At 68.6% G+C, this 23,128-nt stretch carries 20 protein-coding genes; 12 read left to right on the plus strand and 8 right to left on the minus strand.

The genetic code is table 11. The annotated features are described in order from the left end of the window. Nucleotides 1-222: 222 nt before the first annotated feature. The gene (locus FXO19_RS16785; protein WP_223115531.1) at nucleotides 223-1,530 is read left to right on the plus strand and encodes a dicarboxylate/amino acid:cation symporter; all 1,308 of its coding nucleotides are present in this window, start codon (nucleotides 223-225) and stop codon (nucleotides 1,528-1,530) included. A gap of 224 nt (nucleotides 1,531-1,754) precedes the next feature. Further along, on the plus strand, nucleotides 1,755-3,758 hold the full coding sequence (gene tkt, locus FXO19_RS16790) for a transketolase (RefSeq protein ID WP_149196266.1): 2,004 nt from the start codon (nucleotides 1,755-1,757) through the stop codon (nucleotides 3,756-3,758). Nucleotides 3,759-3,818: 60 nt separating this feature from the next. Here the strand turns inward: tkt and FXO19_RS16795 are convergent, their stop codons facing one another. From FXO19_RS16795 to FXO19_RS16805, 4 genes are all read right to left on the minus strand, one after another. After that, the gene (locus FXO19_RS16795) at nucleotides 3,819-5,774 is read right to left on the minus strand and encodes an acetyl-CoA hydrolase/transferase C-terminal domain-containing protein (protein WP_149196267.1); all 1,956 of its coding nucleotides are present in this window, start codon (nucleotides 5,772-5,774) and stop codon (nucleotides 3,819-3,821) included. Nucleotides 5,775-5,861: 87 nt separating this feature from the next. After that, complete coding sequence (locus tag FXO19_RS16800) at nucleotides 5,862-6,614, minus strand: sulfite exporter TauE/SafE family protein (protein WP_187775822.1); 753 nt, start codon at nucleotides 6,612-6,614, stop codon at nucleotides 5,862-5,864. An 87-nt stretch (nucleotides 6,615-6,701) separates the two neighbouring features. Further along, nucleotides 6,702-6,866, minus strand: a complete 165-nt coding sequence (locus FXO19_RS19320; RefSeq protein ID WP_187775823.1) for a hypothetical protein — start codon at nucleotides 6,864-6,866, stop codon at nucleotides 6,702-6,704. 135 nt (nucleotides 6,867-7,001) lie between these two features. Beyond that, the gene (locus FXO19_RS16805; protein ID WP_149196269.1) at nucleotides 7,002-7,799 is read right to left on the minus strand and encodes a S1/P1 nuclease; all 798 of its coding nucleotides are present in this window, start codon (nucleotides 7,797-7,799) and stop codon (nucleotides 7,002-7,004) included. A 203-nt stretch (nucleotides 7,800-8,002) separates the two neighbouring features. Here FXO19_RS16805 and gap point away from each other — a divergent pair, with 203 nt between their 5' ends. From gap to FXO19_RS16830, 5 genes are all read left to right on the plus strand, one after another. After that, on the plus strand, nucleotides 8,003-9,007 hold the full coding sequence (gene gap / locus FXO19_RS16810; RefSeq protein ID WP_149196270.1) for a type I glyceraldehyde-3-phosphate dehydrogenase: 1,005 nt from the start codon (nucleotides 8,003-8,005) through the stop codon (nucleotides 9,005-9,007). A gap of 191 nt (nucleotides 9,008-9,198) precedes the next feature. Next, nucleotides 9,199-9,696, plus strand: a complete 498-nt coding sequence (locus FXO19_RS16815) for a Cif family virulence factor (RefSeq protein ID WP_149196271.1) — start codon at nucleotides 9,199-9,201, stop codon at nucleotides 9,694-9,696. Between the two features lie 168 nt (nucleotides 9,697-9,864). Continuing rightward, the gene (locus FXO19_RS16820; protein WP_149196272.1) at nucleotides 9,865-11,862 is read left to right on the plus strand and encodes a protein-L-isoaspartate(D-aspartate) O-methyltransferase; all 1,998 of its coding nucleotides are present in this window, start codon (nucleotides 9,865-9,867) and stop codon (nucleotides 11,860-11,862) included. Nucleotides 11,863-12,365: 503 nt separating this feature from the next. Beyond that, nucleotides 12,366-13,088 carry a Crp/Fnr family transcriptional regulator gene (locus FXO19_RS16825; RefSeq protein ID WP_149196273.1) on the plus strand — a complete coding sequence of 241 codons (723 nt, stop codon included), beginning with the start codon at nucleotides 12,366-12,368 and terminating at the stop codon, nucleotides 13,086-13,088. Nucleotides 13,089-13,240: 152 nt separating this feature from the next. After that, complete coding sequence (locus FXO19_RS16830) at nucleotides 13,241-13,510, plus strand: hypothetical protein (RefSeq protein WP_149196274.1); 270 nt, start codon at nucleotides 13,241-13,243, stop codon at nucleotides 13,508-13,510. 40 nt (nucleotides 13,511-13,550) lie between these two features. Here FXO19_RS16830 and FXO19_RS16835 read toward each other — a convergent pair whose 3' ends face one another. The 3 genes from FXO19_RS16835 to FXO19_RS16845 all read right to left on the minus strand — a co-directional run bounded on the left by FXO19_RS16835 (nucleotide 13,551) and on the right by FXO19_RS16845 (nucleotide 17,442). Next, a complete protein-coding gene (locus FXO19_RS16835) occupies nucleotides 13,551-16,445 on the minus strand; it encodes a type 2 lanthipeptide synthetase LanM family protein (protein ID WP_149196275.1) in 2,895 nt (964 codons plus the stop codon). A gap of 12 nt (nucleotides 16,446-16,457) precedes the next feature. Continuing rightward, nucleotides 16,458-16,658, minus strand: a complete 201-nt coding sequence (locus FXO19_RS16840) for a DUF6229 family protein (RefSeq protein WP_149196276.1) — start codon at nucleotides 16,656-16,658, stop codon at nucleotides 16,458-16,460. A 274-nt stretch (nucleotides 16,659-16,932) separates the two neighbouring features. Continuing rightward, a complete protein-coding gene (locus FXO19_RS16845) occupies nucleotides 16,933-17,442 on the minus strand; it encodes a DUF1697 domain-containing protein (RefSeq protein WP_149196277.1) in 510 nt (169 codons plus the stop codon). 226 nt (nucleotides 17,443-17,668) lie between these two features. Between FXO19_RS16845 and FXO19_RS16850 the strand changes: the two genes are divergently transcribed. From FXO19_RS16850 to FXO19_RS16870, 5 genes are all read left to right on the plus strand, one after another. Then, nucleotides 17,669-17,857 (plus strand): hypothetical protein, encoded by a 189-nt coding sequence (locus FXO19_RS16850; RefSeq protein ID WP_149196278.1) that lies wholly within the window; start codon nucleotides 17,669-17,671, stop codon nucleotides 17,855-17,857. Nucleotides 17,858-17,944: 87 nt separating this feature from the next. Beyond that, nucleotides 17,945-18,199 carry a hypothetical protein gene (locus tag FXO19_RS16855; RefSeq protein ID WP_149196279.1) on the plus strand — a complete coding sequence of 85 codons (255 nt, stop codon included), beginning with the start codon at nucleotides 17,945-17,947 and terminating at the stop codon, nucleotides 18,197-18,199. A 593-nt stretch (nucleotides 18,200-18,792) separates the two neighbouring features. Continuing rightward, complete coding sequence (locus tag FXO19_RS16860) at nucleotides 18,793-19,275, plus strand: Hsp20/alpha crystallin family protein (RefSeq protein WP_187775824.1); 483 nt, start codon at nucleotides 18,793-18,795, stop codon at nucleotides 19,273-19,275. A 52-nt stretch (nucleotides 19,276-19,327) separates the two neighbouring features. Continuing rightward, the gene (locus FXO19_RS16865) at nucleotides 19,328-20,491 is read left to right on the plus strand and encodes a glycosyltransferase family 4 protein (protein WP_149196280.1); all 1,164 of its coding nucleotides are present in this window, start codon (nucleotides 19,328-19,330) and stop codon (nucleotides 20,489-20,491) included. Continuing rightward, the gene (locus FXO19_RS16870) at nucleotides 20,488-22,599 is read left to right on the plus strand and encodes an amylo-alpha-1,6-glucosidase (protein ID WP_149196281.1); all 2,112 of its coding nucleotides are present in this window, start codon (nucleotides 20,488-20,490) and stop codon (nucleotides 22,597-22,599) included. Before FXO19_RS16865 ends, FXO19_RS16870 begins: the two co-directional genes overlap by 4 nt. Nucleotides 22,600-22,628: 29 nt before the next feature. Here the strand turns inward: FXO19_RS16870 and FXO19_RS16875 are convergent, their stop codons facing one another. Further along, entirely contained in the window at nucleotides 22,629-23,108 is a 480-nt protein-coding gene (locus FXO19_RS16875) for a GNAT family N-acetyltransferase (RefSeq protein ID WP_223115532.1), read from the minus strand. Nucleotides 23,109-23,128 lie beyond the last annotated feature (20 nt).

Consider the following 23,128-nt stretch of genomic DNA (forward strand, 5'->3'; position numbering starts at 1 on the left):
GGAGCGCGCCATGCGCGCGATACCGCGGGCATCGCGCCGCCCAGAAATGCCGGTGACCGGCGCGCCTGCCGGTCCAGAATCGCGGCGTCCACCGGATCCTGCCGGCACCCGCGGCATCGCGCGCATGGCGCGCTCCTACGGGAGAGGTGGCCGCGGCGCCACGGCGCCGGTCCGGCCGGGGCGCTTTGCTAAGCTGCGCGCTGTCCCACCGGAACCGCCCGCATGACCGAGCCGACCGTGACCGCTCCGCGCCGGATGCCGCTGCATACCAAGATGCTGATCGGCTTCGTCGTCGGCACCACTGCCGGCATCGCCGCCAACCTGCTGGTCGGCGAGGCGGCCTGGCTCGAGGGCCTGATCGCCTACGTCACCGACCCGATCGGCCAGCTGTTCCTGCGCCTGCTGTTCATGCTGGTCATGCCGCTGGTGTTCTCGGCGCTGGTGCTGGGCGTGGTGGAGATCGGCGATCCGCGCTCGCTCGGCCGCATCGGCATCAAGACCCTGCTGTGGGTGCTGACGGTCACCGCGATCGCCGTCACCATCGGCCTGGTGCTGGTGAACCTGCTGCAGCCGGGCACCGGCCTGCCGCCGGAAGTCGGGGAGGGGCTGCTTGCCGCATCGTCGGATCGCGCCGTCGAGATCGCCAACGCGCGCCAGGGGGTGTCCGGCATCGACGTCCTGCTCAATATCGTGCCGCGCAATCCGGTCCAGGCCGCCGCCAATGGCGACCTGATCGCGGTGATGTTCTTCGCGCTGATGTTTGGTATCGCCGCCACCGTGATCCGCAGCGATGGCACTCGCAGCTTCGTCGACGCGGTGCAGGGCGTGTACGACATCTGCCTGAAGCTGATCGGCTGGGTGATCGCGCTGGCGCCGTACGCGGTAGCCGCGCTGCTGTTCTCGATCACCGCCAAGCTCGGTATCGACGTGCTGTTGCAGCTGGCGCGCTTCGTCGGCACCGTGCTGGCGGCGTTGGCGATCCATTTCTTCGTGGTGTTTCCGCTGCTGCTGCGCCTGTTCGGCGGCATGGGGCCGATGACGTTCCTCCGCGGCGCGGAACCGGCGCTGCTGACCGCGTTCTCCACCTCGTCCTCGAGCGCGACGTTGCCGACCACGCTCAAGGTCACGGTGGACAACCTCGGCGTGCCAAGCCGCGTCGCCCGCTTCGTCTGTACCCTCGGCGCCACCGCCAACATGAACGGCACCGCGCTGTTCGAGGGCATCACCGTGCTGTTCCTGGCGCAGTTCTTCGGCGTGGAGCTCAGCCTCGTGCAGCAGGTGACGATCCTGGTGCTGTGCATCCTCGGTTCGGTCGGCGCCGCCGGCGTGCCCGGCGGTTCGCTGCCGGTGATCGCGATGATCCTGGCGATGTTCGGCATTCCGCCCGAGGGCATCGGCCTGATCCTGGGCGTCGACCGCTTGCTCGACATGTGCCGCACCGTGGTCAACGTCGGCGGCGACATGGCCGGTTCGGTGGTGATCGGGCGCAGCGAGACGAAAGCCGAGGCCCTGCGGGAGGCGGCCCGGTAGGAGGGGCTTCAGCCCCGGCATGCAGCGCAACCGGAACGAGCCTGGCGCCCCTCATCGCTACCCGTGGCGGCGGTGTTCGTATTCGCGGCTTCCTGGGATGCGTCTGGCGCGGTCGGGACTGAAGCCCCTCCTGCAGGGGAGACGGATGTTGGGGCTCCGGCAAACCGCCGGCGCTCATGGGACAATGCGCATCCCGCCCGCTGCCGCCAACGCCCCCGGACTCCATGACCAAGCCGACCCGTCGCGACCTCGCCAACGCCATCCGCTTCCTCGCCGCCGACGCGGTGGAAGCCGCCAAATCCGGGCATCCGGGCATGCCGATGGGCATGGCCGACATCGCCGAGGTGCTGTGGAACGACTATCTGAGCCATAACCCCGGCAACCCGAAGTGGTTCAACCGCGATCGCTTCCTGCTGTCCAACGGCCATGGCTCGATGCTGCAGTACGCGCTGCTGCATCTGTCCGGCTACGACCTGCCGCTGGAGGACCTGAAGCACTTCCGCCAGCTCGGCTACAAGACCCCGGGCCATCCGGAGAACTTCGTCACCACCGGCGTCGAGACCACCACCGGCCCGCTCGGCCAGGGTTTCGCCAATGCGGTCGGGTTCGCCCTGGCGGAGAAGCTGCTGGCACAGCGCTACAACCGTCCGGAATATGCCGTCGTCGACCATCGCACCTGGGTGTTCATGGGCGACGGCTGCATGATGGAGGGCATTTCGCACGAGGCCGCCTCGCTCGCCGGCACCCTCAAGCTGGGCAAGCTGGTGGCGTTCTGGGACGACAACGGCATTTCGATCGACGGCGAAGTCGCCGGCTGGTTCACCGACGACACCCCGGCGCGCTTCGAGGCCTACGGCTGGCAGGTGATCCGCGGCGTCGACGGCCATGACGCGGACGAGGTCCGGACCGCGATCGACACCGCGTTGGCGCAGGACGAGCGGCCCACGCTGATCTGCTGCCGCACCACGATCGGCTTCGGCGCGCCGACTAAGGCCGGCAAGGAGTCCTCGCACGGCGCGCCGCTCGGCGCCGACGAGATCGCCGCCGCGCGCAAGGCGCTGGACTGGCCGCACGGCGCGTTCGAGATCCCGCAGGAGATCTACGACGGCTGGCGCGCCAACAGCGCCGGTACCGTGCGCGAGGACCAGTGGAACCGGCTGTTCGACGGCTACGCACAGCGCCATCCGCAGCTGGCCGACGAACTGACGCGACGCTCGCACGGTGAGCTGCCGGGCGACTTCGCCGCCGCCGCCGATGCCTATATCGCCAAGCTGCAGACCGACGGCCCGAGCATCGCATCGCGCAAGGCCTCGCAGATGGCGATCGAGGCGTTCGCGCCGCAGCTGCCGGAACTGCTCGGCGGTTCCGCCGACCTCGCCGGCTCCAATCTGACGCTATGGAGCGGCAGCAAGACCGCGGCCAGCGATGATCCGGACGCGAACTACGTCTATTACGGCGTACGCGAGTTCGCGATGACCGCGATCGGCAACGGCTTGGCGTTGCACGGCGGCTTCATCCCCTACGACGCGACCTTCCTGGTGTTCAGCGACTACGCCCGCAACGCCGTGCGCATGGGTGCGCTGATGGGCGCGCACGTGATCCATGTCTACACCCACGATTCGATCGGCCTGGGTGAGGACGGCCCGACCCACCAGCCGGTCGAGCATCTGGCGAGCCTGCGTTACATCCCGCACAACGACGTCTGGCGCCCCTGCGACGCGGTCGAGTCGGCGGTGGCGTGGAAAGCCGCGATCGAGCGCAACGACGGCCCCAGCTGCCTGGTGTTCTCGCGCCAGAGCTTGCCGCACCAGGCGCGCGACGAAGCACAGGTGGCCGCGATCGCGCGCGGCGGCTACGTGCTGGCCGACGCCGAGGGCGGCGTGCCCGACGCGATCCTGATCGCCACCGGCTCCGAGGTCGGCCTCGCGATGGAGGCGAAGACGGCGCTGGATGCCGATGGCGTGCGCACGCGCGTGGTGTCGATGCCCTCGACCGACGTGTTCGACCGCCAGGATGCGGACTATCGCGAGTCGGTCCTGCCCGATGCCTGCCGTCGGCGCGTGGCGGTCGAGGCCGGCGTCACCGACTTCTGGCGCAAATATGTCGGCCTGGATGGCGCCGTGGTCGGCCTCGACCGTTTCGGTGCGTCGGCGCCGGCAGGCGTGCTGTTCGAGCACTTCGGGTTCACCGCCGACAAGGTCGCCGCCGCTGTGAAGGCGATCGTCTGATCGGCTGGCGGGGTCGGGGCTGAAGCCCCTCCTACAGCCGTCCTCATTGTAGGAGGGGCTTCAGCCCCGACCCGACGCGCGCAGCGCGTACCCCAGCAGCCGCGCCTGGATCCATTCGCCGGCGCCTTGTGGAGCCTCCAGGTCCATCCGCTGCAACGCGCCACGGTCGTCGCTGTCGCCGGCCAGCGACGCGCGGACCAGGATGCCGAGTTTGCCGCTCGTGGTCCCGGTCCGTTCCTTCAACCAGGCCAGCGCCTTGACCAGCCGCTGCTCGACCTCGGTGAAGTCGCTGCCGAGCGGATAGTCGGGCAAGGTGCCGTCGGTACGCAGCGGCGCCAGCGCCTCGCGCAACCGCTGCGGCGTGTTGCGCCGCCAGGCCTCCGGCGCGGCGAAGTCCCCACGCAGCTTCTTCGATCGTTTCGCTTCCTCCAGCAGCGCCTGCTGGAAGCGTGCGTCGGCGATGCCGGCCATCGCGACCACGCAACCCTCGTCGACCTTGCCGCGCACATCGGCGATGCCGTATTCGGTGATGTAGAGGTCGCGCAGGTGGCGGGGGATGGTGACGTGGCCGTAGTTCCAGCGGATGTTCGATGCGGTCTTGCCGCCGCTGTCGCGCGCCGCGCGCAGCAGCAGCGCGGAACGGCCGTCCGGCAGCGCGTGCGCCATCGCCACGAAGTTGTACTGGCCGCCGACGCCGGAAACCACGCGCCCGTCTTCCAGCCCGTCCGAAACCGCTGCGCCGAGCGCCGTGGCCATCATGCAGGTGTTGAAGAAGCGGCCGTCGCGGCGCTGCAGCTGTTCCAGGCCCTCGTCCAGGCCGTACAGCTCGTTGACCTCGCCGACGCGCTTCATGCCGATGCCGCGGCGGGTGTCGTCGTCGAGCGTGCGCAGCCAGGCGTAGAAATCGGGCGAGCCGAGATAGAACGCGCCGTGCAGGAACTCGCCGTCGCGCTCGAGCAGTTCCCGATCCAGGTCACTGGCGTCGCCGTCGTTGATCCGCCGCATCAGCGCCGCCTTGTCGACCACCTTGCGCCGGATCACCCCGGCTTCGACCAGGCGCTTGAAGCCCTCGTTGAGCATTTCGCTGCAGCCGTACAGCCCCTGCGCGAACGGCGCCAGCCCGCCGGAGGCGCGCACCGCGGGATGCGATTCCAGCTCCGGATCGAGCGCCGCCAGCACCCGGCGGTAGGCGGCGTTGTCGGTATGTCGCAATGCCAGCGCGTGGCACAGCGCATCGGCCAGGGCGCCGATGCCGATCTGCAGGGTGCCGCCGTCGCGCACCAGCGCGCTGGCATAAAAGCCGATCGCGTACTCGGCATCGCCCACCGGCTGCCGTGGCAGTCCGAACAGCTGCGGGTACGGCGGCGGCGGTGCGATCACAGCGTCGAAGTACGACGCGTCCACCGCGGCGGTGCCGTCCAGCCACGGCAGCCGCGGATCGATCTCCGCCACCAGCAGCGGGCGCGGCAATCCACGCGCCATCACCGCGTCCACGGCGTCGAACGTCAGGTCGGTATTCGACGACAGCGACAGCCGCGTGCCGTCGTCGTTCGCCGCCACTTTCTGCACGATGCAGTTGAGGCCGCGCTCGGCCAGCGCGCGGGCGACGTGGGTGTAGTTGAGGCTGGCGTAGCGCCGCTGCGCCTGCGCCGAGCCGAGCAGGGCGCCGGACTGCAGGTAGAACTCCTCGATGCTGACATGCACCGGCAGGGCGTCGCGGCGCATCGCGGCGACGTAGGCCAGGCGCGGGAAATCCTCGCCGAAATGCCGGGCGACGAACGGCGCCAGGAAGCGCTTCTCCAGCCCGGCGCCGCCCGGCGGCGGATCCAGCGACAGCGCCGTGTACAGCGTCAGCGGATGCGATGGGTCCTGCTCCACCCGCGCGTACAGCGCGTTGAGCAGCCGGTGCGGCTTGCCGAGGCCGAGCGGGGCGCCCACGTGCAACGGGCCGGGAATGCGTTCGAGCAGGAAATCGACGGCGCTTTCGAGATCCTCGAACAGACGTGGCGTATTCATGGCATGAGTATCGCACTGGCGGCGATTGCAGCTCGACAATGGCGATGATTAGCCGATTCGTGGCGGCCCGCCGGGCTTCCGGCCCGCCTACGCCGCGAACAGCAGTTTGCCGGCCGCGACCAGCAGCACCACGCCCAGCGCGTGCCGCAGCCCCTTGGCCGGCAACCATTTCAGCCCGAGTTGGGTGCCGATCAGGGCGCCGACGGCCACGGCACAGAGCCACAGCGGCAGCGCCGTGGGCAGGGTGCCGGTGGCGCGCAGCAGGCCGGCCAGGGCGGTGAGCGAGTTGATCCATACAAAGGCGACCGAGGTGCCGCTGGCCTCACGGGTGGGCATCCAGCGGGCGAACAGCAGCAGTGGAGTGAGGAAGATCGCGCCGCCGGTGCCCGTCAGGCCGGACAGGACGCCGATCGCGCCACCGGTGAGCAAGCCGGGAATCCAGGGCACGCGGCGGTCGACGGCGACCGCATCTTCCTCCTCGGCATGCGCGGCGTGGCGGAACACGCCGGCGGCGGCGGCCAGCAGCACCAGGCCGAGCAGGACCGAATAACTTTCCTTCGGCAGGGTGACGCCGGCGGCCAGGAACGCGGCCGGCGCCGAGGCGACCACGAACGGCAGCACGTTGCGCCAGCGCACGTGGCCGGCGCGCCAGAAGCGGAACAGGCCGATGCCGCCGACCAGCAGGTTGAGCGCGAGCGCGGTGGGCCGGATCTGTTCCGGCGCCAGGCTCAGCAACGCCATCGCCGCGATATAGCCGCTGGCGCCGGCGTGGCCGACCGAGGAATACAGCGTGGCGACCAGCAGGAACAGCAGCGCCAGCAGCAATATGGTTTCGTTCATCGCGCCGAATGGTAGCGGGTCCGACCTTCCGTCGCGGCTTCCCGCGTGGCGCATGCGACGATCCGGCCGGCGTCGCGGGCATTCCCTTCAGTGAGTGTCGAGCGAGATCTCCAGATAGCGGCTGCCATTGCTTTCCGGTTCCGGAAGCGCACCGGCGCCGATGCTGGTCTGCACCGCGGGGAGGATCAGCGTCGGCGTCGCCAGGATGGCGTCGCGTGCCTCACGCAGCTGCACGAGCTGCGCCTCGTCCATGCTCTCGCGCAATGGATGTCGTGGCGCTTGTGTGCGCGATGGCGTGCGGCTGCGCGGATGGCCGCGTGATGAATGCGCCGGAGCGATACTCGCTTGCTGTGGACGCAATGACCGGAGGCAACCGGCCGGTTGCGTTCAGTCGCCCAGCGCGTCGTTGAGCAGCGCCGCCAGGCGCCGGCCGCCCAGCGCGATCTGCCGTTCGGCGACCGGCCGCCACGTGTCGACGTAGCCCGGATCCAGCTTGGCGCGCGGTGGGTAGACGCCCGGCTGCAGCACGATCGCGCAGGATTCCCGTGCCCAGTCGGTGGGATCGGCGCTGCCGGCGGTGATCCCCGGCAGCGCCTGCAGGCGTGCCGCATGCCGGGCTTCCGATTCGCCCAGGTCGCGGAACAGGCCGCTGTCCCAGAGCGCGTGCAGGTTGCTGCCGCGGCCGCCGCGACTGCCGCCGGGAATGGCGAGCTGCACGGTATTGCCGCCCTTGTCGTGGGCATGGCCGGCATGCATCGGTTGGTGCACGTCGCCGACGAAATGCACCACGAACTTCAGCGCCTGCCGCCGGACAGGCAGTGGCTGCGTGCGGTCGCCAAGGATCGCCGCCTGGGTGCGGATCGCCTCGATCACGCAGTCGCCATTCGGGCAGTCGCGCGTGGCGCTGTATTCGCAGCCGGACTCGCCGATGTTGACGTAGTGCCACTTCGCGCTTCTGCGGCCGAGATCGGGATCGTTCGCGCGCAGTTCGTCGGCCCAGTTGGCGACGCCGGCCAGGGTCGGCTCCGCCTCGCCCCGCAGCAGCAGGTCGACCTGCGCGCGCGCCGCGGGCGTGAGCGCGGCGGCCGCCAGTTCGGCCACCAGGCGATGCCCGCGCGGGCCCCAGGCGGAGGCCGGTGCGGCGACGAAGACAAGCGCGAGGACAAGCAGAAACGATCGGGTCATGCGGCAATTCTAGCGGTGCGGCGCGGCTGTCGTTCGATCGCCACGCGCCGGACGGGGGCGATCCGGCGCTGCGCGGCCGGCATGCGGCCCGGACGCCGGGTGCCGATCAAGGCCGCGTCGGCGGCTCCGGGCCGCTGCCTGCTAAAATCATCGGCCCGTCCCCACCACCGCGCCCCCCCGGCGCGCCTGCAGGAGTCCGATTCATGGCGATCAAGGTTGGCATCAACGGTTTCGGCCGCATCGGCCGCAACGTGCTGCGCTCGGCGTTCCAGAACTTCGGCGACGATATCGAGATCGTGGCCATCAACGACCTGCTGGAGCCGGACTACCTGGCCTACATGCTGCGCTACGATTCGGTGCACGGCCGCTTCAAGGGCGAGGTGTCGGTCGACGGAGCCACGCTGGTGGTGAACGGCAAGCGTATCCGCCTGACTCAGGAGCGCGATCCTGCCAGCCTCAAGTGGGACGAAGTGGGCGCCGAGGTGGTGATCGAATCCACCGGCCTGTTCCTGACCAAGGACACCTGCCAGAAGCACCTCGACGCGGGCGCGAAGAAGGTCATCCAGTCGGCGCCGTCGAAGGACGACACGCCGATGTTCGTGTTCGGCGTCAATCACGACAAGTACGCCGGCGAGGCGATCATCTCGAATGCCAGCTGCACCACCAATTGCCTGGCGCCGCTGGCCAAGGTGCTCAACGACAAGTGGGGCATCAAGCGCGGCCTGATGACCACCGTGCACGCGACCACCGCCACCCAGAAGACCGTCGACGGCCCTTCCAACAAGGACTGGCGCGGCGGCCGCGGCATCCTGGAGAACATCATTCCGTCCTCCACCGGCGCCGCCAAGGCGGTCGGCAAGGTGATCCCGGAGCTCAACAAGAAGCTGACCGGCATGTCGTTCCGCGTGCCGACCTCGGACGTGTCGGTGGTCGACCTCACCGTCGAGTTGGAGAAGGACGCCAGTTACGAGGAGATCTGTGCCGAGATGAAGGCGCAGTCCGAGGGCGCACTGAAGGGCATCCTCGGCTACACCGAGGATAAGGTGGTCGCCACCGACTTTCGTGGCGAGACCTGCACGTCGGTATTCGACGCCGAGGCCGGCATCCAGCTCGATCCGACCTTCGTCAAGCTGGTGAGCTGGTACGACAACGAGTGGGGCTACTCCAGCAAGTGCCTGGAGATGGTGCGCGTGGTGGCGGCGAAGTAGGCCCATCGCTCAGACGCCCCGCAAGGCCCCGCCCCGCCCAGGCGGGGCCTTTTCATTGTGCGCGGCATCGGCATCGGCACGCCGTCGCATCTCGACGCCTGGATTGGCTCCGGCCCGGCAACGTGGATTGGCGCTTCCGGGCGCCTCGCCGCGTGGTTACGGTCGATGGGCATTTTCCCGGGAGAGACACGATGACGACTATCGGTTGCGAATCGCCGCGAACATTGTCCGCGCTGGCATGGGTTCTCGTATTGGGGGCGTCGGTTGCGCCGGCCTTCGCCAGCGACGTCGAGAGCGCGCACGCGAATCGACACTGCGAACGCCAGTTCGAGGTCGCGCAGCGGATCGACATGGAGTCTTTCCGCGACTACGACGCCGAGACGTTCCGCGCCGTCCACACCGATGATGCGGTCACCGTCTTCGCCAGCGGCGCCGCGTTCTATGGCATCGACGCGATCATGGGCGCGCTGGCCAGCCATTTCGAGAACCGGGAAGCGGTCTGGGAATGGACCGAACGCTATCGCAAGGTGGAGGGCTGCAGGACGGCCTTCATCCTGTACGAGACCACGTACACGATTCCCTCCGTCGGCTTCTCCCAGCGCGCACTCACCGGTGTCAGCTACACACGCCATCGCGGCGTCTGGCTGGCGAACGCCGACCAGGGCACGTTGCTGCCGCCGGCGCCGTAACGGAGCGGGAATCCGCCGGAGCCCGCCGGACCAGAGCCGCAATATTCCGGGAGATTCCCCGGAAAACGCGTTCGCGCGTAGAGAGCGCACACCCTGATGCGGGCGTCGTGACGCCACATGGACGCCGTACCTGATAGAAGGGGCGCGTCGCCCGCTCGTACGGCAGGTATGCGCGATCTGGAACGCGCCCGCGAACGCATGGTCGAAACGCACATCGCGGGCCGCGGCGTGCGCGACCGCGCCTTGCTCGACGCGATGCGCACGGTGCCACGCGAGCGGTTCGTGGACGCGGGCATGGCCGAGTTCGCCTACGAGGACAGTCCGCTGCCGATCGGCGCCGGACAGACCATCTCGCAGCCCTACATCGTCGCGCTGATGATCGAGGCGGGCGGGATCGCCGCCGGCGATCGCGTGCTCGAAGTCGGCGCCGGTTCCGGCTATGCGGCCGCGGTGATGAGCCGGATCGCCGGACACGTGCATGCCATCGAGCGCCATGCCTCGCTCGCCGAAGCGGCGCAGCGCCGTTTCGATGCGCTCGGCTACGACAACATCGAGCTGCGCACCGGCGACGGCAGCCGCGGCTGGCCGGAGGCGGCGCCGTTCGACGCGATCCTGGTGGCCGCCGGCGCACCGGAACCGCCGCGCGCGCTGCGCGAGCAGCTGACGACCGGCGGCCGGCTGGTGGTGCCGGTCGGCGACGACGAGTACGGGCAGCGGCTGCGCCGGATCACCCGCGTCGGCGAGGACGACTACGACGAGGAGGACCTGGGCGGGGTGCGGTTCGTGCCCTTGATCGGCGAGCAGGGCTGGGCCGAGGACGGTAGCCGCGCCGCCAGCAACCACAGTGCCGGCCATGCCTGCGGGCGTTCGCTGCCGCAGCTGATCGCCGAGGCCGCCGAGCCTCTGCCGGCGCCGGACGCACCGGCGTTCTCCGCCGCCTTCGACCGCTTCGCCGACTGCCGCGTGGTGCTGCTGGGCGAATGCAGTCACGGCACGTCCGAGTTCTACCGCGCGCGCGACGCCATCACCCGGCACCTGATCGCGCATCACGGCTTCCGCTTCGTCGCCGTGGAGGCGGATTGGCCTGACGCCGTGGCGGTCAACCGCCACGTGCGGCACCTGCCACAGCCGGCCGATGCCGAGCCGGTGTTCCGGCGCTTTCCGACCTGGATGTGGCGCAACGCCGAGGTGGCCGCGTTGGTCGACTGGCTGCGCACGCACAACCGCGGCCGCGACGCGGCCCGGCAGGCGGGCTTCTATGGCCTGGACATCTACAACATGAGCGCCTCGATCGCCGCGGTGCTCGCCTACCTCGACGAGGTCGATCCGGAGGCCGCGGCGATCGCGCGCGAACGCTACGGCTGCCTGACGCCGTGGCAGAACGATCCCGCCACCTACGGCCGCGCCGTGCTGCGCGAGGGCCATCGCAAGTGCGAGCAGGCGGTGGTGCGGCAGTGTCGCGACCTGCTGGAGAGCCGCCTGCGATACGCCGCCGCCGATGGCGAGCGTTTCCTCGATGCGGCGCAGAGCGCGCGCCTGGTCGCATCCGCGGAGCGCTACTACCGGGTGATGTACTACGGCGGCGCCGAAAGCTGGAACCTGCGCGACACCCACATGTTCGAGACGCTGGAGCATCTGTTGCACGCGCACGGCGACGGTGCCAAGGCCGTGGTCTGGGCGCACAACTCCCACATCGGCGATGCGCGCCATACCGAGATGGGCGCCGCGCGCGACGAACTGAATATCGGCCAGCTGTGCCGCGAACGCTTCGGCGGTGCGGCGGCGCTGATCGGGTTCGGCACCCATGCCGGCAGCGTGGCCGCGGCCGACGACTGGGGGGGTGACATGCAGGTCAAGCGTGTGCGTCCCTCGCGCCGCGACAGCGTCGAGCGTCTGTGCCACGACGCCGGCGTGCCGCGCTGCCTGCTCGACCTGCGTGCCGGGCGCCACGAAGCGTTGCGGCGCGGCCTGTTGCCGCCCAGGCTGGAGCGCTTCATCGGCGTCATCTACCGCCCGGAGTCCGAACTGCAAAGCCACTACGCGCAGGTCTCGTTGCCGCAGCAGTTCGACGCCTACGTGTGGTTCGACGAGACCAGCGCGGTCACCCCGCTCGGCCCGCAGCACCCTGCGCCCGGCGCACCGGAAACCTTCCCGTTCGGCGTGTAGGGCGCGACCGCATAGCGCGTGTCTCGCCGGGAACTCGCGACCTGTGGAGCCGAATCCGGCTTGGGGTGGCCCAACTTCGGTGACAATCAGTCGCGACTTCCATCGCTCCCATCGGCGCCGGACAAAATCGTCTCCAGGTCGGGCGACGTGTCGACGTGCCCGCCATCGCTGCGCGACGGCTCTGTCTAGGGCGATCTCAACCGCCTGTCCGTACATGAACGAATGGCTTGATATGGCGCTTTGCAGGTATCGCGCCAGTGATAGGGGCGAATAACCGGCGACTGGCCTTGTATATCCCGCAGATTGCGCGCAGGCTGTCCGTGGACCGCTCCCTGATGGCGACCCGGTAGCGCCTGATCAGGCAATGCCGGTCCTTCTTCCCGCGCGGTTTTCGGGCGAAATCGTACCGGTGCGTGGCGGATCATCGCCAATGTGCGTTTCCGTACATACGTACCCGGAGCTGCGGCCGACAATGTCCGGCTGGACGGAGGCCGCCTACCCGAATGAAGAGTCCCACGCCTTGGCGGCCTAACAATGGCCTGCTGGCCGATCTGCCCGCGGATGTCTGCGAGCGCCTTTCGCCCGATCTGCACCCGGTGGAGTTGCCGGTCGGCAAGGTGCTGTACGAATCGCACGCGCAGCAGCACCTCATGTACTTTCCGCGCAGCGGCATCGTATCGCTGCTGCATGTCACCAAGAGCGGCGACAGCGCCGAGATCGCCATGGTCGGCAACGAAGGCATGGTCGGGACGGCAGTGCTGGTCGACAGCAGGAGCACGCCGTCGACCGCCATGGTGCAGGTCGCCGGAGAAGCGCTGGTGCTGAAGGCCGACGCGGTCGATCGCGAGTTCAAGCGCGCCGGTGCCTTCCAGTTCGTGATCCTGCGCTACACGCAGGCGGTCATCGCGCAGATGGCGCAGATGGCGATCTGCAACCGACACCATACCGTCGAGCAGCAACTCTCGCGCCGCCTGCTGCTGTGCGTGGACCGGCTCGGCAGCAACGAACTGCGGATGACGCAGGAAGCGATCGCCCACATGCTCGGGGTACGCCGCGAGGGCGTGACCGAGGCGGCCGGGCGACTGCAGGAGGCTGGGCTCATCCGCTACAGTCGCGGCAGGATCATGGTGGTCGACCGCAAGGGACTGGAGCGGCGCTCCTGCGAGTGCTACGAGACGATCAAGGAAGAGTACGACCGCTTGTTGACCAAGCCGATTCCGCAATAGCTTCGGAGACGCAGCGTCCGGAACGATTCCTTCACTAAGATGAAGTTATTCATGTTCGTCGTGCTTGCGCGGTCGTATGTACGGCAGCGAACTGAATTGGTACCTCCCCGGACGTAGCGTTTGAGCCTTCCAGCCAACTACGGCGTATACCGATGGATATCACGGTTTATAGCTGCGGGGAGAACGAGCTGGTCATTGTGCCGAAGTGCGTGCAGCCGTCCGTGGAGGCACTTTCCCGCTTCGGCCCGCTGATGCCCTGCGGATCGGCGACGGTGGCAGACGATGCGACGACGTGGGCGCGAGTGGTCGCCGACATGGAGCGGCACACCTATGCGGTCGTCAGCCTCTCCGATGCCCGGCAGCTGCTCGGGTTGATGCACCCGGCCCTGCGTTCGCGGCGTCGTGTCGTGAGCGGCGGCTGAGCCGGGCGAGGGTCGCCGGCGTTGCGCGCGGCAGGGCGCGTCATTCCCACCGGCCAGGCAGCATGACCGACGGCAAGCCGCTGTCAGGGTGTGCCCGAAGCAGCTGATAGGCGATCCCGCCGACGCCGGGCAGCAGGCCAGGGACAAAAGCGTCTCGCGTGATTCCGCAGGATGCTCCGTGCGTTTCCAGGCTGGTCAGGATCCGGTCGAGCAGCTGACGCGGGTCGAGGCCGCCCGGAGCTTCGCCGGCGGTCGCCGCTCGGCTTAGCAACTCCCAGGCCCCCAGGTCGCCATGGCAGATGCAGTGATTCCAGCCGAGTCCGCGCCGGTAGGTTGCCGCGGCGGCCCGGCGGAGTGTTTGCCGCGTCGAGGACAATTCCGCCTCCGGATCCAGGTCCAGGTGCGCAAGGCCGATACCGACCGACCCGTGGCACCAGGCGGCCGACGTCGTCTGCCCGCCGGGGAGGTTGCGCAGATCGCGCCAGTTCTGCTCTTGCGCATCGAACAGGGCCTCCTCGAAAGCGAAGGCGGCTTCCGCAGTCTGTCGATGACGCGTTTCACTGGTCTGCCGGGCAAGCCTGGCCAGCGCCCAGCCGATACCGGTGACGCCATGCGCGAAGCCGCCGATGCCGTCCGGCCATCGGTCCTGAGGCCAGCACGCACGCCCTTCCCGAAGCTTGGCGCTCTCGCACAAACGATCGCCGAGCGTGGCGGCCATGTCGATGAAGCCCGCCTGGCCGCTTCTTTCGGACAGGGCAAGCAACGGCGCGATCGCGCCCGCCGCACCGGAGAGCAGGTCCAGCGCGCCATCGGCTTGCACTGCGCCAGGCACGTGTCCAGCGAGCGCCAGGGCGCGGGCAAGCCCTTCCCCATCGTCCATGCCCCAATCCGCCAGCAGCAGATATGTCCAGATCTGCGAGCCAAGCCCGATGAATCCTCCAAGGGCGGGCGGACGGATCTTCATTCCTTCCGCCGATCGCGCCGAGCGTTCCAGTTCCCTGTCGAACATCCCCAAGGAACGAAATGTCGCCGCGAACGTTTCCTCGAGCCCGGCCACGGGATCGGCACGCCCGGCGGCCGACTCGCGCAGATAGGCGGCCGTCAGTAGCGCTATGCCGGAAAGGCCGGTATAGAGATCGGGCGGCAGGGGCTGCACCGTCCAGCCACTCGGGCCCAGGACAGGAGCAATCCAGCTGATGCTGCCGTCCTCGCCGCGAATCGCGCTGGACACGAGTTCTCCGACGATCAGGGCAGCCTGCCGTCTGCGGCGCGCGTCCAGATCACCGCCGCTTCCGTGCCGAGGCAGCAGGGACGTGTCCTCGGGCCTCCATCCGTCGTTGATGTAGGCACTCACCAGCGATGCGCGGATCATGCTGCGGTCCAGGGCGTGGTCCGCCGAACGCCAGCGCGCCAACGCGCCCTCGATCGGGTCGGGCAAGGCCCTCCAGGTCGTTTCCCGCGGGCCTTCGATCGCGCCTTCCCGGACCCGCGCCGAGAAGAAGGGAACGTCTCCCGTCAGCAGGTCGTCTATCTCGGCTTCAATCGTCTCCGCCTCGTCCGGGGCGAAGGCGATGTTGGCCGCCATCTTCTGCAGAAGGTCGAATGCGCGCCGCCTTGCGGGTTCCGGATTGTGCAGCGACACCGGATGCCACAGCATGCGGCCGATCTCCGCGTAGGTCTCCGAGGCCCTGGGAACGATGCGGACGTGGCAGCCTGAGAACACCTCCATGCGGACGCGCAACTGCCCGTCCGCATCGAGGCGTCGCAGTGCGCCGGTCAGATCCTCAAAGCCGCGCAGGACTTCCGGCCAGTAGTCGGCCAGGGCCGGATGCCGGCTCGGATGGTTCTGCGCCTCGGGCACTGCTTTCAACGATGTTCCGATACGGGCCTCGTCCGTGCCGATGTCGAGGATGTCGGGGTGCGGAAGAACGGGTTGCTGATCCGACAACATGCCGACGGCGGAGCTGTCGATGCCGCGCCAGCCCAGGCCGATCCCGCGCCCCGGAAGCAATCCCATGTTGAGCACCGTTCCGGCCAGCAGTTCGGCGGCGCGATCCAGCGCCCGGCCGAAGCCGAACTCGACCGCGGGAGCAGCGGGCGTAAACAGCGTCTCGCAGTCGACGATGACCGGACTGCCGCCATGGGCGATCAGGTTCTCGGCATGCAGGTCGCTCCCGCCCAGCAAGCGCATGATCGCGAGCCAATGTCCGATTCCCCGGTAGAAATCACGAAGCTCGGCCTTTCCGGCCGCATGGCGGTGTTCTACGAATTCGCTCCAGCCGTGATGGGCGAGTCCCGCCGCCTTCGGCACGCCGATCGTCATGTCGTCGCGATCCCTGGCAATTTCGTCGACGAAGTGCCGCAGGGCGACATCGATTCCGAGCGGGCGCGGTTTGTAGACGATCCGCCCGTGCTTGCCTTGCGCGATCGCCACGGTACGTCCGTGGCGGTGGCTGTCTCCGGCTCCGAAGCTCAATCCCTCGAGGTCGCCGAGTTTCCGCCCATGCAGCGCGTCGATATGCTCGCGATCCGAAGCCCAGTGTCCCGCGAACTCCAGCGAGGCGGCGCAGCGATTGCGGACGATGGTTTCGACGCGGTCAAGCAGCGGGGGATAGTGCACCGCGAGTCCCGCCCAGAACTCTCTCCGGGACGACATCGAGACGAACTGGATCCACCGGTGCTTCGGATCGTTCCCGCTCAAGCGTCCGGTGACACGCGCCGCGTTGAGCTCCAGCACGAGCAGCCGGCTGAGTTTCGCGTGCAGGACGAAACAGAGCGACGTCTCGGTAGCGGAGAGTACGACGTCGCGTTCCTTGGGATTCAATCGGGGGATGGAAACGAGCTGGGTTGCCAATTCCTCCAAAAACGGAGAGATCAGGCAACCCAGCGACGCTTTGAAATTACCGGCATCCAATTGGCTTTCCGCGGATGCCATCGCGTAACGGCATCAGCAGCAATGGAGCGTCTGGGAACCCGTGCACGCCGTACCGCATCCGCAAAGCGTAAAGATCGTAGCCCGTTGCTTGTCCGAAACGATATCGGCCTCGGCATAGTCGCCGGAGACGAACAGCGGCCCGGCCGGGTTGTCGGCGTCCGCGCTGTTGCGCCACTTCGCCACGACGTCCGCTTGTTGCGTTGCACCGTTCATTTTCCTCTCCTTATTCAACGATTGAGGTAAACCGCGTACCGGAGCGCGGGAACGACGGCGCATCACGAACGATAATGGTCAGGCGCGTCTGCGGACTCCTGGTACCTGGCCGAATCTAGTGGGCCGCCAAACTGGATTCAGGAACCTGCATCACGTTTCTTGGAAGGGGATCGGCTGGAAGCGCGGATATGTACGGGTAGAGGGAATGAAGCTCTCGGCGGAAACGGCCGAAACGGAGGAGCGATCACGACCATCACCGCATGGCCGTGACCGGTCAGCCGTCCGCAATCTCGAGAAGCCTGGTGATGGTGTTGATGTTGCGTGCGGTGCCGTTTTTTGCCGCCGGGATCTTGAGTTTCGAGTCGGCCATGCCGTCGCCGTAGTGCACGTAGATCTCGCGCTTGCCCAGGGCGAGCCGTTCGCTCTTGCGGCCGGTGACGCTCTCCAGTGCGTCGGAGGGCGGCGCCCCGCCCAGGAAAATCGCCACCACCCGGTTGGGCGCTGCCTTCGGGAACGGATTGTCGGCAAGCACCTGTCTCAATTCCGCGGCACTGCGCACCAGCACGCCGACCTGCCTGCCGGTGTGGCGCGCCAGCGCTTCCTGCAGCGTTTCCTGTACCTGCCGCGCCGTGGATGCGCTGCTCAGCACCACGTTGCCGCTGGCGATATAGGTGCGCATCCGGGCGAAGCCCGCGCTCCCGCAAAGCGCGCGCAACTCCGCCATCGGCAGCTTTCCCGTGCCGCCGACGTTGACGGCACGCAGCAGGACGATCCAGGCCTTCATGGGTGCAGCATAGCGCCACGGCCTGGCGCGGGCTGCCGGCTACCCGCGCGCGATGCGCCACACGCCTGGCTCCGGGGCCGTCACGGATGCCGTCTTCATCCGCGGCGGCAATCCAAGGTCCTCCCGCGTCGCCCCGGAATGGGTCCGGGCGGGGCGACAGGCGTTCACGCGGCCGCACGATGCTGCTTCGTAGCGTGTGCAGGATCCGGCTGGCAGGAGAACCACCATGGTCACGCAGCACCCGCAGGACCCCGGCCCGCGCGACCGGCCCGACCGCGGCGGGCAAGATAACCCGCCCGACATCAATAATCCCGACCGCAACCCCGACGATCCTTCCCGGCAGCCGCCCGACCACCCGGGTCGCGACGACGACCGGGAGCGGGACGCGCCCGGCGTGGACCACCCGCACCGATGAGCCGGGCGTGCGTGCGAACGTCCGGCGGCCGGAGAGTCGGCGGTATGGCGTCCGGTCGCGCGGTTTCCGCCAGGCGCGTGCGGTGCCATGTCGCCTGACGTTCTCGGTTGGAGCGCATCTGCGGTGCTTCTGCTGACGCTGTCGCGCCAGATCGTCATCCAGGCGCGCGACCCGGATCCGAAGGGCGTGTCGAAATGGCTGTTCGCCGGACAGATGCTGGCGTCCGGCGGATTCATCGCCTACAGCTGGCTGCTCGACAATTGGGTCTTCATCGTGACCAACACTGCGATTCTGTTGACCGCGATCGTCGGGCAGGTGGTCATCATGGTGAAGAAGCGCTGATCGAATGCCGCGAAGTCGCCCCGCACTGCCGCTGCGACGGACATGGCACGTGCCCGTTTCCAAGCTGTCAGGGTGTCTCCGGGGAGCGAAGATGCGGCACCGGCAACGGCCCCGGGCTGCTGCGCGACTTCATCAGCTCTCGCGCAGATCGCCGAGCCAGCAAGGCTGGAGACGTCGGCGCGACGCTCCTGCGTTTCGCGAAGCCAGCCCGTGGAGCCACCCAGCGCGAGCACGATTTTCAGGCTCATACGGTCCGCATGCGCCTGCCTGGCGAGACCGGGCCGTCTGCCAGCCGGTCGAGGCGTGAAGTAGCCGGAGACAGTACTTCACCGGCGCTTCCCCGCCGCGGGCCTATGCTCCAGGCATCGCTTTTTTCGAAGACCACCGCGGCGGTGGAGGTGCCGGAGCCGGACCCGGAGCGGTTACGCGGAAGGCCGGTGTCAAGACTCGCTGAACGACCGGTTGGCCGCCTCTTGAAACCGGTTCGGAGAATTCCATCGTGCCTGTCCCGATGCCGCACGGCGTGCGCCGGGCCGGATGACCAGCCGGCCGGCCGACGGCGGCTCGGTCATCGAGACTTAGGAGGAAAAATCATGAGCCTGATGAACGACCTGATTCCCTGGTCCCGGTCTCGTGGCACGGACCTGGAGCGCCAGGGACGCGATCCTTTCTTCAACCTGCAGCGCGAGGTCAACCGGATCTTCGACGACACCCTGCGTGGCATGGGGACGCCGTTCGACGGCGGCCGCGGCGACTATGGCTGGCCGAATATCGAGGTGCGCCAGGAGGACCGGCAGTTGACGGTGATGGCCGACCTGCCCGGCATGAGCGAGAAGGAGATCGAAGTGCTGCTCGAGGAAGACGCGCTCGTGCTTCGCGGCGAGCGCGAGGGCCGGCGCGAACGTGGCCAGTTCAGCGAGCGTTTCTACGGCCGTTTCGAACGCCGCATCCCGCTGCCGCCGATCCAGGCGGACGGCGTGTCGGCGACGTTCAAGGACGGGCTGCTCACGGTGACGCTGCCGAAGGAACCCGAGGCAGCGCCACGCGGACGTCGCATCACCGTCAACCATCGATGACCCCCGGCACCGGCGGCAAGTCCGCCGGTGCTTTCCTTTAGAGAGCCTCCTCATGCATATCGCCCAGATCGCGCCGCTTTACGAGACGGTGCCGCCGCGCCTGTACGGCGGTACCGAGCGCGTCGTCGCCCATCTGACGGATGCGTTGGTCGAACTCGGTCACGACGTGACGCTGTTCGCCGCAGGCCAGACCGATACCCGCGCCCGCGTCGTTTCGGTGCGGCGGCAGGCCATCCGGCTCGACCCGGCGCCGCTCAAGTCCGACCTCGCCGCCCACCTGGTGCAGCTCGAGGAGGTGCGGCGCAGCGCGCATCTGTTCGATGTGCTGCATTTCCATCTCGACCTGCTGCACTTTCCGATGTTCGAGTCACTGGCCGCGCGCACGCTGACCACGCTGCACGGCCGCCTCGACCTGGTGGACCTGCCGATGTGCTATCGGCGCTGGTCGCAGTTCCCGCTGGTGTCGATCTCCGACGACCAGCGCCGGCCGCTGCCTGCGGCCAATTGGCTCGGCACGGTGCATCACGGCCTGCCGCCGTCGCTGTACCGGTTCTCGCCGCGCGCCGAAAGCGACTATCTGGCGTTCCTCGGTCGCATCTCTCCGGAGAAGCGGCCCGACCGCGCCATCGCCATCGCCCGCGCCGCCGGACTGCCGCTGAAGATCGCGGCCAAGGTGGACACTGTCGACCGCGCCTACTTCCAGGACTGCATTGCGCCGTTGCTGGACGATCCGTCGATCGAGTTCATCGGCGAGATCGGCGATCACCAGAAATCGGAATTCCTGGGGAATGCGCGTGCGCTGCTGTTCCCGATCGACTGGCCCGAGCCGTTCGGACTGGTCATGATCGAGGCGATGGCCTGCGGAACCCCGGTGATCGCCTGGCGTTGCGGCGCGGTGCCGGAGATCATCGACGACGGCATCACCGGGCGCATCGTCGACAGCGAGGCGGAAGCGGTGGCGGCGGTGTCCGAGGTCGCGACGTTCGATCGCGCCCGGATCCGTGCCACCTTCGAGCGCCGCTTCTCGTCGAGGGCGATGGCCGAGGCCTACGTTGCCCTGTACCAGCGACTGACCGGCGGCGTGGTCAGGCACCTGCCGACGGCCGTCGCGCCGTGTCCGCGGCCCGGGCTGGCGCCGGCAATCGCCGGTGACAACATGCCGCTCCCGCAGTCGACACACGGAGCGGCCGTGACAGCCGGTCGGGACATGCGGTGAATGGGCCAAAGCAGCCTGCTGCGCGGCAGGTGCTCAAGGATGGCGACAGCTACCTGGTCGCTGATACCGCGGGCGATATCCACGGCGGCGCCGACGGCCTGTTCCACAACGATACCCGCCTGCTGTCGGTTTTCCGGCTGTCGTTGAACGAAGGCCGCCCGGAGCTGCTCAGCGGTTCCATCGTCAGCGACAACGTGCGGTTCATCGCGCACCTGGGCAGCCGGCCGTTGCCCGAGATCGGGAATGCGGCGTCCACGCGCCCCGGCGTCCACGTCGAGCGCATGCGGCTGCTGTTCGGCGAGCGCCTGTACGAGCGGCTGGTGTGCACCAACTATGGCCAGCAGGACGAGCCGCTGCTGCTGCGCCTGGAGTACGCGGCGGATTTCCGCGACATGTTTGAGGTCCGTGGCAGCGTGCGCGCGGCGCGCGGACAGATCCTGCCGCCGCGGATGCTGGACGAACCCGGCGTGGCGCTGCGTTACCGCGGCCTCGACGGCGGCCTGCGCGAATCGCTCATCGCCTTCTCGCGTGCGCCGCAGCGGCTGGCGCCCGATCACGCCGAGTTCGAGTTCGTGTTGCCGGCGGGCGGGAACGAGACCATCTACCTCGAAGTGGGACCGACATCCGGGAACCCTTCGAAACAAGGCTTCGACGAGGCGCTGGTGCGCGCCCGCCTGGGGATGCGCGCGCGTCGTCGTCGCGGCGCGCACGCGCGCAGCAGCGCGCGCTCGTTCAACGACTGGCTGGAGCAGTCGCGCAGCGACCTGGCGCTGCTGACCAGCGAACTCGACAGCGGCCCGTATCCGTTCGCGGGCATTCCGTGGTTCTCCACGCCGTTCGGCCGCGACGCGGTGATCACGGCGCTGCAGACGTTGTGGCTGGATCCGGCGCTGTCGCGCGGCGTGCTCGAGTTCCTGGCGCGCCACCAGGCGCAGGAGGAGTCGACGTTCCGCGACGCGGTGCCGGGCAAAATCATGCACGAAACCCGCAAGGGCGAGATGGCGGCGCTGCGGGAGCTGCCGTTCGGGCTGTACTACGGCGGCGTCGACACCACGCCGCTGTTCGTCGTGCTGGCCGGCGCATACGCCGACCGCACCGGCGACCTTGAATTCATCGAGCACCTGTGGCCCGCGCTGCTGGCGGCGACGGCGCTGATGGAGCGCGTCTGCGACAGCCATCCGGCGAGTCTGCTGGATTACGCGCGCGGCGAGTCCAGTGGCCTGTCCAACCAGGGATGGAAGGACAGTGACGACTCGGTGTTCCATGCCGATGGCCGCATGCCGGACGGGCCGATCGCGCTGGTCGAGGTGCAGGGCTATGTCTTCGCCGGATTGCGCATGATGGCCGGATTGGCGCTGCGGTTCGGCGACAACGCGCTCGCTGAGCGACTGCGGCAACGCGCGCAGACGCTGCGCCGCACCGTGGAGAAGCGCTTCTGGATGCCGGAGCACGGGTTCTACGGCCTGGCGCTTGACGGCGAGCAGGCGCTGTGCCGCGTTCGCGCCAGCAATGCCGGCCATCTGCTGTACGTCGGGTTGCCCGGCCGCAGGCGTGCCGAGGCGGTGGCCCGGACGCTGCTGTCGCCGGCCTTCGACACCGGATGGGGGATCCGCACCCTTGCCGAGGGCGAGGCGCGCTACAACCCGATGTCCTACCACAACGGTTCGATCTGGCCGCACGATACCGCGCTGGTTGCCGCCGGCATTGCCCGCTACGGCCATCGCGAAGGGGCCGAGCGCCTGTTGCAGGGCATGTTCGCAGCGGCCACCCACTTCGATTTCCGCCTGCCGGAGCTGTTCTGCGGCTTCGCCCGTACCGGCGGCATCGCGCCGGTGCCGTATCCGGTCGCCTGTCTGCCGCAGGCATGGGCCGCGGGCTCGGTGTTCATGCTGCTGCAGAGTTGCCTCGGCCTGAGCATCGATGCCCGGCGCGGACGCGTCATCGTCGACCGTCCGCGATTGCCGTCCGGTGTCGACCAGGTCCTGATCCGCGGGCTGGCCCTGGGCCCGCGCAAGGTCGACCTGCGGGTGCAGCGCGTCGGCGACCGGATCGGGGTGTTCAGCGAAGGCCGCGATGCCGAGGCGGTGCCGGTGCTGTTGCGCGGGTAGGGTGCCGCGCGCGTCGCGGACCTAGGCCCTCAGAGGGCGCGGGTCATGAACACGCTGTACGGATCTTCGACGTAGTCGGCGAACGGACCACACGGCTCGAATCCGAAGCGTGTGTACAGCGTCCGCGCCGGTGCGAACACCGCCATCGAGCCCGTTTCCAGGCTGAGCCGGCGGTATCCGCGGTGGGTTGCCTGCTCCAGCACATGGCGCATCAGCGCTGCAGCGACGCCCTGGCGCAGATGCGCCGCCGCCGTGCGCATCGACTTGACCTCGCCGTGCCGCAGATCGAGTTCGCGGAGGGCGACACAGCCGGCCAGTGCGCCGTCCAGCCGCGCGCTCCAGAAGGTGATGGCGGGGTGCCGCAGTTTCGCCAGGTCGAGCGCGTGCACGCTTTCGGGCGGCGAGTGCCGGGCCACGTCGTCCAGGTGTGCGCGCAGCAGGTCGGCGATCTCGGGACCGGTCAGGGGATCGACGTGGATCTGCAGGGCGGGTTCGGGCCGGCGGTTCATGGGCGTGCAGTTTACCGGCG

It is taken from the genome of Luteimonas suaedae (genome assembly GCF_008312895.1).
Classification (GTDB): domain Bacteria; phylum Pseudomonadota; class Gammaproteobacteria; order Xanthomonadales; family Xanthomonadaceae; genus Luteimonas; species Luteimonas suaedae.

What these genes read in the sequence shown, in the direction of transcription:
- FXO19_RS16785 (WP_223115531.1), top strand. Translation starts at nt 223, where the DNA reads ATGACCGAGCCGACCGTGACCGCTCCGCGCCGGATGCCGCTGCATACC.
- tkt (WP_149196266.1), top strand. Translation starts at nt 1,755, where the DNA reads ATGACCAAGCCGACCCGTCGCGACCTCGCCAACGCCATCCGCTTCCTC.
- FXO19_RS16795 (WP_149196267.1), bottom strand. Translation starts at nt 5,774, where the DNA reads ATGAATACGCCACGTCTGTTCGAGGATCTCGAAAGCGCCGTCGATTTC.
- FXO19_RS16800 (WP_187775822.1), bottom strand. Translation starts at nt 6,614, where the DNA reads ATGAACGAAACCATATTGCTGCTGGCGCTGCTGTTCCTGCTGGTCGCC.
- FXO19_RS19320 (WP_187775823.1), bottom strand. Translation starts at nt 6,866, where the DNA reads ATGGACGAGGCGCAGCTCGTGCAGCTGCGTGAGGCACGCGACGCCATC.
- FXO19_RS16805 (WP_149196269.1), bottom strand. Translation starts at nt 7,799, where the DNA reads ATGACCCGATCGTTTCTGCTTGTCCTCGCGCTTGTCTTCGTCGCCGCA.
- gap (WP_149196270.1), top strand. Translation starts at nt 8,003, where the DNA reads ATGGCGATCAAGGTTGGCATCAACGGTTTCGGCCGCATCGGCCGCAAC.
- FXO19_RS16815 (WP_149196271.1), top strand. Translation starts at nt 9,199, where the DNA reads ATGACGACTATCGGTTGCGAATCGCCGCGAACATTGTCCGCGCTGGCA.
- FXO19_RS16820 (WP_149196272.1), top strand. Translation starts at nt 9,865, where the DNA reads ATGCGCGATCTGGAACGCGCCCGCGAACGCATGGTCGAAACGCACATC.
- FXO19_RS16825 (WP_149196273.1), top strand. Translation starts at nt 12,366, where the DNA reads ATGAAGAGTCCCACGCCTTGGCGGCCTAACAATGGCCTGCTGGCCGAT.
- FXO19_RS16830 (WP_149196274.1), top strand. Translation starts at nt 13,241, where the DNA reads ATGGATATCACGGTTTATAGCTGCGGGGAGAACGAGCTGGTCATTGTG.
- FXO19_RS16835 (WP_149196275.1), bottom strand. Translation starts at nt 16,445, where the DNA reads ATGGCATCCGCGGAAAGCCAATTGGATGCCGGTAATTTCAAAGCGTCG.
- FXO19_RS16840 (WP_149196276.1), bottom strand. Translation starts at nt 16,658, where the DNA reads ATGAACGGTGCAACGCAACAAGCGGACGTCGTGGCGAAGTGGCGCAAC.
- FXO19_RS16845 (WP_149196277.1), bottom strand. Translation starts at nt 17,442, where the DNA reads ATGAAGGCCTGGATCGTCCTGCTGCGTGCCGTCAACGTCGGCGGCACG.
- FXO19_RS16850 (WP_149196278.1), top strand. Translation starts at nt 17,669, where the DNA reads ATGGTCACGCAGCACCCGCAGGACCCCGGCCCGCGCGACCGGCCCGAC.
- FXO19_RS16855 (WP_149196279.1), top strand. Translation starts at nt 17,945, where the DNA reads ATGTCGCCTGACGTTCTCGGTTGGAGCGCATCTGCGGTGCTTCTGCTG.
- FXO19_RS16860 (WP_187775824.1), top strand. Translation starts at nt 18,793, where the DNA reads ATGAGCCTGATGAACGACCTGATTCCCTGGTCCCGGTCTCGTGGCACG.
- FXO19_RS16865 (WP_149196280.1), top strand. Translation starts at nt 19,328, where the DNA reads ATGCATATCGCCCAGATCGCGCCGCTTTACGAGACGGTGCCGCCGCGC.
- FXO19_RS16875 (WP_223115532.1), bottom strand. Translation starts at nt 23,108, where the DNA reads ATGAACCGCCGGCCCGAACCCGCCCTGCAGATCCACGTCGATCCCCTG.